Origin of the sequence: Hydrogenophaga sp. R2, assembly GCF_049843595.1 — a bacterium.
Lineage (GTDB): Bacteria > Pseudomonadota > Gammaproteobacteria > Burkholderiales > Burkholderiaceae_C > Hydrogenophaga.
On record NZ_JBBHZN010000001.1, the window covers coordinates 1453177 to 1469537 of the forward strand.

Annotated in this window: 12 protein-coding genes; 5 read left to right on the forward strand and 7 right to left on the reverse strand. The window is 69.3% G+C overall.

The genetic code is table 11. The features are described 5' to 3' along the window. Positions 1–120 precede the first annotated feature (120 nt). The 3 genes from WD026_RS07030 to WD026_RS07040 all read left to right on the forward strand — a co-directional run bounded on the left by WD026_RS07030 (position 121) and on the right by WD026_RS07040 (position 5065). A complete protein-coding gene (locus WD026_RS07030; RefSeq protein ID WP_425722909.1) occupies positions 121–2406 on the forward strand; it encodes an NADP-dependent malic enzyme in 2286 nt (761 codons plus the stop codon). A 36-nt stretch (positions 2407–2442) separates the two neighbouring features. Beyond that, positions 2443–3270, forward strand: a complete 828-nt coding sequence (locus WD026_RS07035; RefSeq protein WP_425722910.1) for an urease accessory protein UreD — start codon at positions 2443–2445, stop codon at positions 3268–3270. A 109-nt stretch (positions 3271–3379) separates the two neighbouring features. Beyond that, a complete protein-coding gene (locus tag WD026_RS07040; protein ID WP_425722911.1) occupies positions 3380–5065 on the forward strand; it encodes a response regulator in 1686 nt (561 codons plus the stop codon). Positions 5066–5077: 12 nt separating this feature from the next. Here the strand turns inward: WD026_RS07040 and urtE are convergent, their stop codons facing one another. The 5 genes from urtE to urtA are packed head-to-tail and all read right to left on the reverse strand — an operon-like array spanning position 5078 to position 10727. Then, entirely contained in the window at positions 5078–5770 is a 693-nt protein-coding gene (gene urtE / locus WD026_RS07045) for an urea ABC transporter ATP-binding subunit UrtE (protein WP_425723213.1), read from the reverse strand. Between the two features lie 17 nt (positions 5771–5787). After that, positions 5788–6660, reverse strand: coding sequence for an urea ABC transporter ATP-binding protein UrtD (urtD, locus tag WD026_RS07050; RefSeq protein ID WP_425722912.1), 873 nt, complete (start codon positions 6658–6660; stop codon positions 5788–5790). Next, a complete protein-coding gene (gene urtC / locus WD026_RS07055; RefSeq protein WP_425722913.1) occupies positions 6657–7796 on the reverse strand; it encodes an urea ABC transporter permease subunit UrtC in 1140 nt (379 codons plus the stop codon). Before urtC ends, urtD begins: the two co-directional genes overlap by 4 nt. Continuing rightward, entirely contained in the window at positions 7793–9391 is a 1599-nt protein-coding gene (gene urtB / locus WD026_RS07060; protein WP_425723214.1) for an urea ABC transporter permease subunit UrtB, read from the reverse strand. Before urtB ends, urtC begins: the two co-directional genes overlap by 4 nt. 37 nt (positions 9392–9428) lie before the next feature. Next, positions 9429–10727 (reverse strand): urea ABC transporter substrate-binding protein, encoded by a 1299-nt coding sequence (gene urtA, locus WD026_RS07065; RefSeq protein ID WP_425722914.1) that lies wholly within the window; start codon positions 10725–10727, stop codon positions 9429–9431. A gap of 169 nt (positions 10728–10896) precedes the next feature. Between urtA and WD026_RS07070 the strand changes: the two genes are divergently transcribed. Both WD026_RS07070 and WD026_RS07075 read left to right on the forward strand, forming a co-directional pair. Beyond that, positions 10897–11145: a hypothetical protein gene (locus WD026_RS07070; protein ID WP_425722915.1), complete on the forward strand. Its 249-nt coding sequence runs from the start codon at positions 10897–10899 to the stop codon at positions 11143–11145. Then, the gene (locus tag WD026_RS07075) at positions 11142–11801 is read left to right on the forward strand and encodes a zeta toxin family protein (protein WP_425722916.1); all 660 of its coding nucleotides are present in this window, start codon (positions 11142–11144) and stop codon (positions 11799–11801) included. Before WD026_RS07070 ends, WD026_RS07075 begins: the two co-directional genes overlap by 4 nt. A 29-nt stretch (positions 11802–11830) precedes the next feature. On the opposite strand, the gene WD026_RS07080 is transcribed toward WD026_RS07075, so the two are convergent. Together WD026_RS07080 and WD026_RS07085 are read right to left on the reverse strand one after the other, a co-directional pair. Then, positions 11831–12871 (reverse strand): response regulator, encoded by a 1041-nt coding sequence (locus WD026_RS07080; RefSeq protein ID WP_425722917.1) that lies wholly within the window; start codon positions 12869–12871, stop codon positions 11831–11833. Further along, entirely contained in the window at positions 12858–16322 is a 3465-nt protein-coding gene (locus WD026_RS07085; protein ID WP_425723215.1) for a hybrid sensor histidine kinase/response regulator, read from the reverse strand. The genes WD026_RS07080 and WD026_RS07085 overlap by 14 nt, the downstream gene beginning before the upstream one ends. Positions 16323–16361 lie beyond the last annotated feature (39 nt).

Genomic DNA, 16361 nt, shown 5'->3' on the forward strand with positions numbered 1-16361 from the left:
GAAGAACCCGCCCGAGTGGCGGGTTTTTTCATGCCCGGCCGCCAGCGGGGCATCCATCGACAGGAGCACAATCCATCCCTTTTTGGGCGCCCCCGCGCCCGTGACGACCGGAGACAAGCCATGACACCCGCCGAACAAGCCCTGCGCGACGCCGCGCTCGAATACCACCGCTCGCCCCGCCACGGCAAGGTGTCGGTCACCCCGACCAAACCGCTGTCCAACCAGCGCGACCTGTCGCTGGCCTACTCCCCCGGCGTGGCCTACCCCTGCCTGGCGATCGAGGCCGACCCCAACCTGGCCGCCGACTTCACCAGCCGGGGCAACCTGGTGGGCGTGGTCACCAACGGCACCGCCGTGCTGGGCCTGGGCGACATCGGGCCGCTGGCCAGCAAGCCGGTGATGGAGGGCAAGGGCTGCCTGTTCAAGAAATTCGCCGGCATCGACGTGTTCGACATCGAGCTGGCCGAGAAGGACCCGGACAAGCTGATCGAGATCATTGCCGCGCTCGAACCCACGCTGGGCGGCATCAACCTGGAAGACATCAAGGCGCCCGAGTGCTTCTACATCGAGAAGCAGCTGCGCGAGCGCATGAACATCCCGGTGTTCCACGACGACCAGCACGGCACGGCCATCATCAGCGCGGCCGCCCTGCTCAACGGGCTGGAACTGGTGAACAAGGCCATCGGCGAGGTGACCGTGGCGGTGTCGGGCGCGGGTGCGGCCGCCATCGCCTGCCTGGACGTGATGGTGGGCCTGGGCGTGAGCCGTGACCGCATCTTCGTGTGCGACTCCAAGGGCGTCATCTACCAGGGCCGCCCGGGCGGGCTGGACGAGTCCAAGCAGCGCTACGCGCAGGCCACCGACAAGCGCACGTTGGCCGATGCGGTGAACGGGGCCGACGTGTTCCTGGGCTGCTCGGCCCCCGGCGTGCTGACCGCCGAAATGGTCAAGACCATGGCGCGCCAGCCCATCATCCTGGCACTGGCCAACCCCGAGCCCGAGATCCGGCCCGAGCTGGCCAAGGCCGTGCGGCCGGACTGCATCATCGCCACCGGCCGCAGCGATTACCCGAACCAGGTCAACAATGTCCTGTGCTTCCCGTACATCTTCCGTGGCGCGCTCGACTGCGGCGCCACCCGCATCACCGAGGCCATGAAGCTGGCCTGCGTGCGCCAGATCGCCGACCTGGTGAAGAGCGAGACCAGCGAGGAAGTGGCCAGTGCCTACGCCGGCCAGGACCTGAGCTTCGGTCCCGACTACCTGATCCCCAAGCCCTTCGATTCGCGCCTGATCCTGCGCATCGCCCCGGCCGTGGCCCAGGCGGCCGCCGAGTCCGGCGTGGCCACGCGGCCCATCACCGACATGGACGCCTACCGCCAGCAGCTGGGCCGCTTCGTCTACCAGACCGGCATCCTGATGCAGCCGGTGTTCAACGCCGCCAAGGCGGTGCCGGCCGACCGCAAGCGCGTGGCCTACGCCGACGGCGAGGACGAGCGTGCGCTGCGCGCCGCCCAGATGGCCATCGACGACCAGCTGGCACGGCCCATCCTGATCGGTCGCCCGGCCGTGATCGCCGCACGCATCGAGAAGGCCGGCCTGCGCATGCGCCTGGGCGTGGACGTGGAGAACGTCAACCCCGAGGACGATCCGCGCTTCCGCCAGTACTGGGAGCACTACCACCAGCTCATGAAGCGCCACGGGGCCACGCCCGAAGTGGCCAAGGCCGCGGTGCGCCGCTCCAACACCATCATCGGTTCGCTCATGCTCTCGCTGGGGGATGCCGACGCCCTGATCTGCGGCCTGGTGGGCAGCTACATGACGCACCTGGAGCGCATCGACAGCATCCTGGGCAAGGCCGAGGGCGTGGCCGAATACGCCGCCGTCAACGCCCTCATGACCGACCGGGGACCGGTGTTCGTGACCGACACCTATGTGAACGAGGACCCCACCGCCGAGGAGCTGGCCGAGATCGCCTGGATGGCCGCGCAGGAGGTGCAGCGCTTCGGCCTGCCGCCCAAGGTGGCCTTCCTGTCGCACTCCAGCTTCGGGTCCAGCAAGCGCGCCTCGGCCCGCAAGATGGCCCGCGCCCGCGACCTGTTCGTGGCTGCGCACCCCGAGATCGAGTGCGACGGCGAACTGCACGGCGACGCCGCGCTGCAGCCCGAGATCCGCGCCGCCTACCTCGGCGACAGCACGCTCACCGGCTCGGCCAACCTGCTGGTCTGCCCCAACCTGGATGCCGCCAACATCCTCTACAACGTGCTCAAGACCACCACCAGCGGCGGCGTGACCGTGGGCCCCATCCTCATGGGTGCGGCGCGCACGGTGCACATCCTGACCCCCGCCGCCACCGTGCGCCGGGTGCTCAACATGACCGCCCTGGCCGCCGCCGGCCGGCACTTCTGACGCACCCCTGAGGCACCCACCGAGCCGACGCACCGCATGCCCTGGCAAGCCCGCCTCGATCTGGACTACACCCTGCAGCTCGGCCGCACCGTGCTGCAGCACGACCACAGCGGCCCGCTGCGGGTGCTGAAGAGCCTCTACCCGGAAGGCGATGCCATCTGCCACAACGTGCTGGTGCACCCGCCCGCCGGACTGGTGGGCGGCGACACGCTGGACATCGGTGTGGCGGTGCACAGCGGCGCGCACGCCCTGCTGTCCACGCCAGGGGCCACCCGCTTCTACCGCAGCGAGGCCGGGCTGGCCGCGCAACGGGTGCGGCTGGACCTGCAGCCCGGCGCCCGGCTGGAATGGGTGCCGCTGGAGACCCTGGCCTACCCCGGCTGCGACGCGCTCAACCAGGTGGAGATGGTGTTGCAGGGCGACGCCGAGGTCATTGGCTGGGACGTGTGTGCCCTGGGCCTGCCGGCCGCCGGCCAGACCTTCGACCGGGGCCGCATCGCCCAGCGCCTGTCGGTGCAGGGCCTGTGGCTGGAGCAGTCGCTCATCGACGCGGCCGACACCCGGCTGCTGGACAGCCCGCTGGGCCTGGACGGGCAACGCTGCCTGGGCAGCCTGTGGCTGGCCAGCGGGCAGCCGCTGGGCCGGGCACGCACCGAGGCGCTGCTGGACGCCGCCCGCGCCGTGCTGCCCGACAGCGGACCGGTGCGCGTGGCCGCCACCTCGCCCAACCCGCACATGGTGGTGGTGCGGGCCACCGCCGCCCTGGTGGAGCCGCTGATGGCCACCTTCCAGACCGTGTGGGCGCCCTGGCGGGCCACTGCCTGGGGGCTGGGCACCGAGGCGCCGCGCATCTGGCGCATCTGAAGCCCGGAAATCCCCCGGATACGGCCGTCTTTTCCGGCCATGGCCAGCGGCCGGACGCACCCAGAATGCAGCTTGGCCTTGCTGCATCCTGCGGCCGGGCTGCATCTGCATGTTCATCCAGCCTGCCGCACCCCTTCCGCTGCACGAAGCCAGTGCCCTGGTCATCGAGGGCAACCCCCAGTCGCGCTCGATCCTGGTGGCGCAGCTGCGCGAGCTCGGCCTGGGCAACGTGGTGCAGTGCTCGCGCCTGCACGATGCACGGCGCAAGCTCGAAGCCGCCCGCTTCGACGTGGTGGTGTGCGAGCAGGAGTTCGACCGCGACAGCAGCTCCGGCCAGGAACTGCTGGACGACCTGCGGCGCAACCAGATCCTGCCGTTCTACACGGTGTTCATCATGCTCACGGCAGAGGCCACCTACAGCAAGGTGGCCGAGGCGGCCGAATCGGCGCTGGACGCCTACCTGCTCAAGCCGCACACCGCCGCGCGGCTGCACGAACGCATCCTGCAGGCGCGGCAACGCAAGCGGGCGCTGCAGGACATCTTCAGCGCCATCGACCGGCAGGACTTCGACACCGCTTCGCAGCTCTGCCTGCAGCGCTTTGAAGCCCGCCAGCCCTACTGGCTGTATGCCGCGCGCATCGGTGCCGAGCTCATGCTGCGCAGCGGCGCCATCGACGACGCGAAGCAGCTCTACGAGGCCGTGATCGAGGCCAAGACCCTGCCCTGGGCGCGCCTGGGCGTGGCCCGGGCACAGATCGAGGGCGGACAGCCGGCCCGCGCCATGAGCACCCTGCAGGCCCTCATCAGCGACGACGACGGCTATGCCGACGCCTACGACGTGATGGGCCGCGCCCAGTTCGAGCTGGGCCAGCTGGAGAACGCTCTGTCCACCTTCGAGATGGCCACCCGGCTCACGCCGTCCTCCATCACCCGGCTGCTCAAGCACGGCACGCTGGCCTTCTACGCCGGCGACAAGGCGGTGGGGCTGGAGAAGCTGGACCGCGCCACCCGCGCCGGCCTGGACAGCAAGCTGTTCGACCCGCAGGCCCTGGTGCTGCTGGCCTTTGCCCGGCTGGACAACAACGACCACCGTGGCCTGCTGTCGTGCGTGGAGCACATGACCCGCCTGCGCGACCGCGCCTTCGAACCCGAGCGGCCGCAAGCCCTGCTGGACGTGGTGACCGCCCTCAACGCGCTGCAGCACAAGCAGCCGCAGGTGGCGGTGGACACGGTCAAGCGGCTGTCGGCCCTGATCAGCGATCCGGCCTTCGATTTCGAATCGGCCTGCAACCTGCTGGGCCTGATGGCCCGGCTGCACAAGGCCGGCTCGCCACCACCGGACGCCGAGGCGGTGGTGGAAGCCCTGGCCCTGCGTTTCGGCACCGGCCGCTCGCTGAGCGAACTGCTGGCCGGTGCGGCGCGCGGCGGGCACGAGGCCTGGACCGCGCTGCTGCGCGACGGCCATGCCCGCATCCTCAAGATGACCGAGGACGCCATGCGCATGACGCTCAAGGGCGACCCCCGCGCCACCGCCGTGCAGCTGCTGGCCGACGGCACCCGCACGCTCAATGGCAAGCTGCTGGAGTCGGCCCACCAGCTGCTGGCCCGCTACCGCGACCGCATCCCCGACGCCGACGAGCTGCAGGTGCAGGTGGACGACCTGCGCGAACGTTACCGCGCCCGCCCGCCCCGCCTGGGCGAGAGCCGCGAGGTCGAGTCCGGCGGCGTGGCCCTGCCGGCCGGCTTCAGGACGCCTTCACGACCCGGCCTGCTGGACGAGACCCTGGTGAGCTGAACCAGCGCGCGCTCAGATGGCGATCATCTGGCGCACGCCGCGCGTGGACATCTCGCTGCCCGGCCCGCTGGCCACCACCTCGCCACGCTCCATCACCACATACCGGTCGGCCAGGGCTTCGGCAAAGTCGTAGTACTGCTCCACCAGCACGATGGCCATGTCGCCCCGGTCGGCCAGCATGCGGATCACGCGGCCGATGTCCTTGATGATGTTGGGCTGGATGCCCTCGGTGGGCTCGTCCAGCATGAGCACGCGCGGGCCGCTGGCCAGCGCCCGCGCAATGGCCAGCTGCTGCTGCTGACCGCCGGACAGGTCGCCGCCCCGGCGGTCCAGCATCTGCCGCAGCACCGGGAACAGCTCGAACAGCTCTTCGGGAATCGGCGTGCCGCCGGGCCGGGTGGCCAGGCCCATGAGCAGGTTCTCGTGCACGGTGAGCCGCCCGAAGATCTCGCGGCCCTGCGGCACATAGCCCATGCCCAGCCGGGCACGCTCGTACGGCGTCCTGGTGGTGATGGGCTGGCCATCGAGCACCACGCTGCCGCTGACCACCGGCACCAGCCCCATCAGCGACTTGAGCAGCGTGGTCTTGCCCACGCCGTTGCGGCCCAGCACCACGGTCACCTCGCCCTTGGCGGCACTCAGGCCGACGTTGCGCAGGATGTGGCTGCCGCCGTAGTACTGATTGACGTCCTTGACTTCCAGCAAGCTCATGGGTGTTGTCCTCAGCGGCCCAGATAGACCTCGATCACGCGTTCATCGGCCTGGACCTCGTCCAGCGAACCTTCGGCCAGCACGGCGCCGTCGCACAGCACCGTCACCTTGCCGCCCAGGGCGCGCACGAAGCCCATGTCGTGCTCCACCACCATGAGCGAATGGCGCCCGGCAAGCCCCCGGAACAGCTCGGCCGTGCGTTCGGTTTCCTCGTCCGTCATGCCGGCCACCGGCTCGTCCAGCAGCAGCAGCCGGGGGTCCTGCACCAGGAGCATGCCGATCTCCAGCCACTGCTTCTGCCCGTGGCTCAGCAGCCCGGCCTGGCGATTGACCTGATCGGCCAGGTGGATGGTGGTCAGCACCTCGCCCAGGCGGTCGCGCTGGGCGCCATCGGGGCGGAAGCGCAGCGCAGCACCCACACGGCGGTCAGCGGCGAGTGCGAGCTCCAGGTTCTCGTACACGCTGAGGTTCTCGAACACCGTGGGCTTCTGGAACTTGCGCCCGATGCCCAGGGTGGCGATCTCGGCCTCGCGGTGGGCCAGCAGGTCGATGGTGCTGCCAAAGAAGACCGTGCCCCGGTCGGGCCGGGTCTTGCCGGTGATGATGTCCATCATGGTGGTCTTGCCGGCGCCGTTGGGTCCGATGATGCAGCGCAGCTCGCCCGGTGCGATGTCCAGCGACAGGCCATTGATGGCCTTGAAGCCGTCGAAGCTCACATGCACGTCTTCCAGGTACAGGATGCGGCCGTGCGAGACATCGACCTCGCCGCGCACCAGCGGCCGCAGGAAGCTGGCCTGGCGGCCGCCGGATTCGGTGGTGCCCGGGGCGTTGCCGGTCAGGCGCTGGTGGCGCTGCGCGCCGGCTTCCATCAGGTCGGGCGTCATGCGGAACTCCCGCTGCGCTGGCGCAGCTTCTTCACCAGCCCCACCACGCCCTGCGGCAGGAACAGGGTGACCACGATGAACAGCGCGCCCAGGCAGTACAACCAGAACTCGGGAAAGGTCACGGTGAGCCAGCTCTTGGCCCCGTTGACCATGAAGGCACCCACGATGGGGCCGATCAACGTGCCGCGCCCGCCCACCGCCGCCCACACCGCGATCTCGATGCTGTTGGCCGGGCTGAGTTCGCCCGGGTTGATGATGCCCACCTGCGGCACATACAGCGCGCCGGCCACGCCGCACATCACGGCCGAGAGCGTCCAGATGGCGAGCTTGTAGGCCAGCGGGTTGTAGCCACAGAACATGACCCGGCTCTCGGCATCGCGAAGGGCCTGCAGCACCCGGCCGAACTTGGAGCGCACCAGCCAGCGCGAGCCCAGGAAGAAGGCCAGCAGCACCACGCCGGTGATGACGAACAGCGCCATGCGCATGCCCGGCGTGGCAATGGGCATGCCCAGGATGCGCTTGAAGTCGGTGAAGCCGTTGTTGCCGCCCAGGCCGGTCTCGTTGCGGAAGAACAGCAGCAGCGCGGCATAGGTGAGCGCCTGGGTGATGATGGAGAAGTACACCCCCTTGATGCGCGAGCGGAAGGCGAAGTAGCCGAACACGAAGGCCACCAGCCCGGGCACCAGCACCACCAGCAGCAGCGTGGCGACAAAGCTGTCCGACAGCGCCCAGTGCCAGGGCAGCTCCTTCCAGTCCAGGAACACCATGAAGTCGGGCAGGTCGCTCTGGTAGTTGCCGTCGCGGCCGATCTGGCGCATGAGGTACATGCCCATCACATAGCCGCCGAGTGCAAAGAACAGGCCGTGGCCCAGGCTGAGGATGCCGCTGTAGCCCCAGATCAGGTCCATGGCCAGCGCGCAGATGGCGTAGCACATGATCTTGCCCAGCAGGCCCACCAGGTAGTCGCTCAGGTGCAGCGGGTGGCCGGCGGGCACCACCAGGTTCAGCAGCGGTGCCAGGGCGCACACCACCAGCAGCGCGATCAGGAAGGCGCTCCAGCCGGCACGGCTGAGCAGCGGCCCGGGTTCGGGCAGTGCCACGGGGTTGGCGGTGGAATGGGCGGTGGGGTGGGTCATGCCTCCGCGCTCCGGCCCTTCTGGGCAAAGATGCCCTGCGGGCGTTTCTGGATGAAGACGATGATGAAGACCAGCACGGCGATCTTGGCCAGCACTGCGCCGGCCCAGCCTTCGATGAACTTGTTGAGCAGGCCCAGGCCGAGTGCGGCATACACGGTGCCGGCCAGCTGGCCCACGCCACCGAGCACCACCACCATGAAGGAATCGACGATGTAGCTCTGGCCCAGGTCGGGGCCCACGTTGCCGATCTGGCTCAGCGCACAGCCGGCCAGGCCGGCAATGCCCGAGCCCAGCGCAAAGGCCCAGGTGTCGATGCGCGCGGTGTTGACGCCCATGCACGAGGCGATCGGCCGGTTCTGGGTGACGCCGCGCACGAACAGGCCCAGCCGGGTCTTGCCGATGAGCAGGGCCACGCCCAGCAGCACCAGCGCCGCAAACACGATGATGAGCACCCGGTTCCAGGGCAGCGTGAGCTGGCCCATGAGGGTGATGCTGCCGCTCATCCAGCTGGGGTTTTCCACGCCCACGTTCTGGGCGCCGAACAGGCTGCGCACCGCCTGCATCAGCACCAGGCTGATGCCCCAGGTGGCCAGCAGGGTCTCCAGCGGGCGGCCGTACAGGAAACGGATCACGCTGCGCTCCATGGCCGCACCCACCAGGGCCGAGGTGGCAAACGCCACCGGCATGGCCACCAGCAAGTACCAGTCGAAAGCCTCCGGCAGGTGCTGGCGGAAGAACACCTGCACCAGCCAGGTGGCGTAGGCGCCGATCATGATCAGCTCGCCGTGCGCCATGTTGATCACGCCCATCAGCCCGTAGGTGATGGCCAGGCCGAGCGCGGCCAGCAGCAGGATGCTGCCCAGGCTGATGCCGGTGAAGGCCTGCGACAGGCCGCTGCTGATCATCAGCGAGCGCTCCAGCGACACCAGCGCCGCCTTGATGGCCGCCTTGACCGCCGGGTCCTGCTCGGCCTGCAGCTGGCGGTCCAGCACCGGGCGCAGCGAAGGGTCGCGCGCCCCGGCCAGGGCCTGCGCCGCAGCCAGGCGCTGGGCCGTGTCGTCGCTGGAGAGCTGGATGGCGGCGCGGGCGCGCTGCAGATCGGCCCGGGCCATGTCGTCGAGGTTGCCCTGCAGGGCTTTCTCGATCAGCGGCAGCTGGGCCGCATCGGGTTCGTCGAAGTTGCCGCGCTGGATCAGGCGGGCGGCCTCGCGCTGCGCGGCCTGGTCGGTGCCGAACAGCGCGCGGCCGGCCAGTGCCGTGGCCAGTGCACCGCGCATGCGGTTGTTGACCACCGCGTCCTCGCCGGTGCCGTCAGGCGTGACCGCCGCGCCGGTGACGGCATCCGTGGCGCTGCCATCGGCGGCCAGGATGAGCACCGTCTCGCCCTGCACCTGCACCGAACCGTCGGCCAGGGCCTCGATCAGGGCCACGGCGCGCGGGTCGGCTTCGGTCACCAGGCGGTTGAGCGTCTCGACCCGCTCGTCGCCCTGGCCGGCGGCCAGCGTCAGGGCATCGGTGGGCGACAGGGCCTGGGCACTGCCGGCCGCCAGCAGCAGCAGCGGCAGGGCCAGCACAGCCCCGGCCCGCCGGGCCAGGTCAAGGAGTCGGGTCGCGACGGTCACCGCCACACGCTCACTTCTTCTCGGGCACGTTCTTCTTGCCCTTGTTCTCGGCGATGTAGTCGCTCCACGGATCGGCCACCACCGGACCCTTGGTCTTCCACACCACGTTGAACTGGCCGTCGGCCTTCACTTCGCCGATGAACACCGGCTTGTGCAGGTGGTGGTTTTCCTTGTCCATGGTGGACACGAAACCACCCGGGGCCTGGAAGGTCTGGCCGGCCATGGCGGCGATCACCTTGTCGGTGTCGGTGCTCTTGGCCTTGGCCACGGCCTGCGCCCACATGTTGATGCCGATGTAGGTGGCCTCCATGGGGTCGTTGGTGAGTGGCTTGTCCTTGTGGCCCGGGATGTTCTTGGCCTTGGCGTAGTCGCTCCACTTCTTGACGAACGCGGCGTTGGCCGGGTTCTTGATGCTCATGAAGTAGTTCCAGGCCGCCAGGTGGCCCACCAGCGGCTTGGTGTCCACGCCACGCAGCTCTTCCTCACCCACCGAGAAAGCCACCACCGGCACGTCGGTGGCCTTCAGGCCCGCGTTGCCCAGTTCCTTGTAGAACGGCACGTTGGAGTCGCCGTTGATGGTGGAGATGACCGCCGTCTTCTTGCCGGCCGAGGCGAACTTCTTGATGTTGCCGATGATGGTCTGGTAGTCGCTGTGACCGAAGGGCGTGTACTCCTCCATGATGTCCGCATCAGGGATGCCCTTGGACTTGAGGAAGGCGCGCAGGATCTTGTTGGTGGTGCGCGGGTACACATAGTCGGTGCCCAGCAGCACGAAGCGCTTGGCCGAACCGCCGTCCTTGCTCATGAGGTATTCCACCGCCGGAATGGCCTGCTGGTTGGGCGCGGCACCGGTGTAGAACACGTTCTTGCTGAGCTCTTCGCCTTCGTACTGCACCGGGTAGAACAGCAGGCTGTTGAGCTCCTCGAACACCGGCAGCACCGACTTGCGCGACACCGAGGTCCAGCAGCCGAACACCACGGCCACCTTGTCCTGACTGATGAGCTGGCGGGCCTTCTCGGCAAACAGCGGCCAGTTGGAAGCGGGGTCCACCACCACCGGCTCCAGCTTCTTGCCCAGCACGCCGCCCTTGGCATTGATCTCGTCGATGGCCATGAGCACCGTGTCCTTGAGCACGGTCTCCGAAATCGCCATGGTGCCGGACAGGCTGTGCAGCACGCCCACCTTGATGGTGTCCTGCGCATGGGCCGGCAGGCCGGCCAGGCCCAGCGTGGCCACGGTGGCGGCCACCGACAGGGCCTTGAGGGTCAGGCGGCGGGGTTGGGAGTCGATCGGGTTGTGGCGGGGCATGGCGTTTCTCCTGTGATCCTGGGGTGTCCACCAGGGGCCGACGGGCCCGCTTGGGTGGTGAGAAGGATGCTAGGGAGAACCCTGTAGGCCGTATGTACGCCGCATGGCGTACGGCGGCGGCGTCAGGGCCGCTTGGGTAAGATGAACGACTTTCCTGAAGGAGCCTGGCATGAACCGACTCGACGAAGCCACGCTGCAAAGTCTGGAATCCCGGATTCCCGAACTGGCCAAGGGCGCTGTGCAGCAGGCACAGGCCCGGGCCCTGACCCGGCACGGCAAGGTGATCGAGGCCGTCAATGGCCAACTGCGGGAAACCACGGCAGCAGGAACCTCCCGCCTGATCGGCTCGGTGCCGGCACCCACGCCGGTCAGCATCGGCCTCAAACGGGTGCGTCCTGCGGTGCGCTCGGGCCGATGACCGACCCGCAACCCCGGCTGCGCATGTTCGCCGGTCCGAACGGGTCCGGCAAAAGCACCATCAAGGAAGTCATCCCGGCCGAGTGGCTGGGGGTCTACATCAACCCCGACGAGATCGAGAAGACCATCCGGGAAACGGGTGGTCTGCCGCTGGCTGAGTTCGAGGTGCAGACCACCGGACCGGTGCTGCGGTCTTTCCTGGAAACCTCGGTGCTGTCGGACTTTCTGCGCCAGCAATTGCTGGCGACCCGCACGTCCTTCACCTTCGAGACGGTCATGTCGTCGGCCGACAAGGTGGCTTTCTTCTGCCAGGCCCGGGCCGCCGGCTTCCGGACCTACCTGTACTACGTGGCCACCGAAGACCCGACCATCAATGTGGAACGGGTGCGCCAGCGGGTGGCCAGCGGCGGGCACGACGTGAGCGAGGACAAGATCCGGTCGCGCTACCAGCGCTCGCTCGATCTGCTGCTGGACGCCGTGGAATGCGCCGACCGCGCCTACGTGTTCGACAACTCGGGCAGCGACCGCCTCTGGGTGGCCGAGGCCACCGACGGCACCGAACTGGAAATGAAGACGGACGCCATGCCGGCGTGGTTCAAGACCGCCCTGTGGGATCGCTTCGGCGGCATCGAGGAAATGGCCGCCAGCCCTGCCTGATGCCGCACCGGCGGCAAGCGGGATCGCGTTCAGCTCCCCGGCTGCTGCAGCTGCGGCACCCGCGCCAGGGCCATGGCGGCGGCTGCGGTGCGGGTCTCCACGCCCATCTTGGCGTGGATGCGTTCCAGGTGCTTCTTCACCGTGGCCGGGCTGGCGCCCACGATGTCGGCGATGTCGCGGTTGATCTTGCCGCGCACCACCCAGTACAGCACCTCGGCCTCGCGGGCGGTCAGGCCGAAGGCGCTGCACAGGCTGGCCAGCATCGATTCATCCGAGGTTTCCTGCATGACGATGAGCCAGTCGCCACCGGTGTCGGCGGCCAGGTCGTGGTCTTCGTCGCCCACGCGCTGGTGCAGGCGGAAGGTCAGGCGGCGCGGGCCGTTGTCCAGGGTCAGGCGCGGCGGTTCGCGGTAGGCATGGGCTTCGCTCATGTGGCGGCGCAGCCAGGCCAGCACCGGCTCGGGCGTGACGGGCGCCTCGGTGCCGCAGTGGTGGCGCAGCAGGCTGCGGGCCAGCGGGGTCTGCCACATGAGGCGACCGTCGCGCTCGCGCACGGTGATGGTGGCGTAGCCGAAGGCATCCAGGGCATGCCGGGCCTGGCTGCGTTCGACCGCACCCTCGCGCGCCAGGCGGGCCTGCCGCAGATGCACCCCCATGCGGGCCATGACCTCGCGCGGCTTGATGGGCTTGGTGACGTAGTCGGCCCCGCCGGCCTCCAGCGCGGCCACCAGGTGCTCGGTGTCGGTCAGCCCGGTCATGAAGATGATGGGAATGTCGGCGGTGGACGGCTGGGCCTTCAGGCGCCGGGCCACCTCGAAGCCATCGAGCCCGGGCATCACCGCATCCAGAAGGATCAGGTCCGGGCGGGCCTGGGTGGCGCGGCGCAGGGCCGATTCGCCATCCAGCGCCACCAGCACGGTGTAACCGGCCGCGTCCAGCCCGTCGTGCAGCGGGGCCACGTTGTCGGGCACGTCGTCGACGATCAGCACCACGGCGGCGCCGCCCTGGCGCAGCGGGCTGGCGGTGGCGACCACCGTGGTCGGCAGGTGGGACGGGTCAGTCGGGTGCATGGGCGTCGGGCAGGCTGGCGATCAGTGCTTCGATGGCGTCAAAACGGAACTCCCGGGCCATGGCGCGCAACCGCCGGGCGAGGTCGGCATGGGCCGGGCTGCGCTCCACCCAGTCGTCGAGCCACTGCACGATGCCCCGGGTGTAGCCCAGGCGCACCTGCTCCAGCAGCGGCAGCAGCTCGCTGCGCTCGGGCCAGGACGGGGCCGGCGCCACCGGCACTGCGGGGCCGGGCAGCGCGTCGGGCGGAGCGATCCACTGCAGCGACAGGTGCTGGCCCAGCCAGGCCAGCAGATCGTCGCGCCGCACCGGCTTGACGAAGAAGTCCTGCGGGCGGTGGCCGCGCCCGCCCTCGATGTCGCTCTGCAGGCCGCGGTCGAAGGCATTGGCCGACACGATGGCCAGCGGCACATGGCCCCAGCCGCGCGAGCGCAGGCGGCGCAGGGTTTCCCAGCCGTCGATGCCGGGCATGGCCAGGTCCATGAAGATGGCGTGCGGTGCACCGGCGCCACCGGGGCTGAGCCCTTCCAGCTGGGCCAGGGCGTCCAGGCCGCTGTGGGCCGGCAGCACATCAAAGCCCAGGGGCAGCAGCCAGCGCGCAATCAGCTCGCGGTCGGCCTCTTCGTTGTCCACCACCATCACGCGCCGGCGCGGCCCGGCGTAGCCCGCCACATGGGCCGCGGCGCTGCGCTGCGGTGCGGCGCCGCTGAGCTCGGGCAGGAACAGGCGCACGGTGAAGACCGAGCCCTGCCCGGGCGCACTGCGCACCGTGAGCTCGCCGCCCATGAGGTCGGTCAGCATCTTGGCAATGGTCAGCCCCAGCCCGGTGCCGGTGATGGCGGCATCGGGCGCGCCGGGCGCCGCTTCCAAGCCGGTCACGGCGCGGTCGCCCTGGCCGCGCGCAAAGGGTTCGAACACCCGCTCCAGCTCCAGCGGCGTCATGCCGGGGCCGGTGTCGTGCACCTCGAAGTGCGCCATCTCGCGCGCGTAGGCCACCCGCAGCCGCACCTGGCCCTGACGGGTGAACTTGACCGCATTGCCCAGCAGGTTGATGAGGATCTGCCGCACGCGTTTTTCGTCGGCCCGCACGGCTTCGGGCAGGCGGCCCGCCGGCTCGAAGCCGAAGCCCAGCCCCTTGCCGCGCGCCTGCAGCTCGAACAGGCTGGCCACCTCGCGCACCGTGTCGGCAAAGGCCATGGGGCGCACCTCCAGCGCCAGCTTGCCGCTCTCGATGCGGGCAATGTCCAGCGTGCCCTCGATCAGCGAGAGCAGGTGTTCACCGCCCCGGTGGATGACGCGGATGGCATGCGCCTGCTGGCCACCCAGCTGCTCGTCCTCCTGCAGCAGCTGGGCATAACCCAGGATGCTGTTGAGCGGGGTGCGCAGCTCGTGGCTGATGGTGCTGATGTAGCGCGACTTGGCCTGGTTGGCCATCTCTGCCGCGCGGCGCGCCTGCTGCAGCGCCTCGTCGGTGCGGCGGTGGGACTCGATCTCCTGCATCAGCAGGCGGGTCTGCCGGTTGGATTCTTCCTGCGCCACCTCGCGGCTCTTGTGCGCCAGCACCAGCCACCAGGCCACGGTAGCGGCCACCACCAGCAACACCAGGTACACCCGCAGAAAGCCCGAACGCAGCGCCGCGTCCAGCACCGGCAGCGCCTGCCCCAGACCGCGCGCCAGGGCCTGCACCTCCTGCCGGTACAGCAGCCCCACCACCACCGCCAGCAGTGGCGCGATCACCAGCATCAGCAGCAGCCAGTGCGCCAGACCGGCATCCAGGTACGGCCAGATGCGGCGCGGCATGAAGCGCCGCAGCACCCCGGCCCACTGCACCGACAGCCGCGCGTGCGGCTTGCACAGATCGCCACACCGCGCATCCAGCGTGCAGCAGAGCGAACAGATGTGCCCCTGGTAGGCGGGGCAGTGGGCCATGTCGGGCCCCTCGTACTCGCGCTCGCAGATGACGCAGCGCTGAGTCACGGCATCGCGCAGCGGCGGAGCGTGGGGGCGGGCAATGTAGTAACGGCCTTTCGTGGCCCAGGCGATCAAGGGGGCGGTCACGAACGCGGTGACCATGGCGATCACCGCCGAGAAGGCTTCGGCCATCGGCCCCATCAGCCCCAGGTGGGCCGTGATGGACACCACCGACGCCAGCACCATGGCACCCACGCCCACCGGGTTCACGTCGTACAGATGGGCGCGCTTGAATTCGATGCCCCTGGGCGACCAGCCCAGGGGCTTGTTGACCACCAGGTCGGCCACCACCGCCATGATCCAGGCAATGGCGATGTTGGAGTACACGCCCAGCACCTGGCCCAGCGCCTCGAACACCTTCATCTCCATCAGCATGAAGGCGATCAGGGTGTTGAACACCACCCACACCACCCGGCCCGGGTGGCTGTGGGTGATGCGCGAGAAGAAGTTGCTCCAGGCCAGCGAGCCGGCGTAGGCGTTGGTCACGTTGATCTTCATCTGCGAGACCACCACGAACAGCGCCGTGGCCGCGATCGCCCAGCCCTGGTGCGGGAACACGTACTCGTAGGCCGCCAGGTACATCTGGTTGGGGTCCACCGCCCGGTCGGTGGGCACCGCATGGCTGATGGCCAGGTAGGCCAGCACCGCGCCGCCCAGCATCTTGAGCACGCCCAGCACCACCCAGCCCGGCCCGCCGGCCAGCACACCGGCCCACCAGCGCCAGCGTGCACCGGGAACGGGCGCCGGCATGAAGCGCAGGTAGTCGGCCTGTTCGCCCATCTGGGTGATCAGCGCAATGCCCACGGTGAGCGCAGCACCAAACAGGTGCCACTGGAATGCACCACCTTGTCCGTCCGCACCGGCGTAGTGCGCGACCTGGGTGAAGGTCTCGGGCGACATCCAGGCCACCGCCACGAAGGGCACCACCATCATCACGATCCACAGCGGCTGGCTCCACACCTGGAAGCGGCTGATGACCGACACCCCGTGCGTCACCAGCGGAATGACCACCAGCGCGCAGATCAGGTAGCCCCAGGCCGGTGGAATGCCGAGTGCCAGCTCCAGCGCATAGGCCATGACGGCCGCCTCCAGCGCGAAGAAGATGAACGTGAAGGACGCGTAGATGAGCGAGGTGATGGTGGAGCCGATGTAGCCGAAACCCGCGCCCCGGGTGAGCAGGTCCATGTCCACGCCGTAGCGGGCGGCGTACACGCTGATGGGCAGCCCGGCCAGGAAGATGATGAGCCCGGTGCACAGGATGGCCAGGGCCGCGTTGGTGAAACCGTACTGCACCAGCAGCGTGGCACCCACGGCCTCCAGGATGAGGAAGGACGCCGCACCGAACGCCGTGTTGGCCACCCGCCATTCGCTCCAGCGGCGGAAGCGCTGCGGGGTGAAGCGCAGCGCGTAGTCCTCCATGGTTTCGCTGCCGACCCAGCTGTTGTAGTCCCGCCGCACCTTGATGATGCGCTGGAGGGGCATGCCGGTGGCGTCGGTCGTGTTCACAGCGGTGGAGGTGCA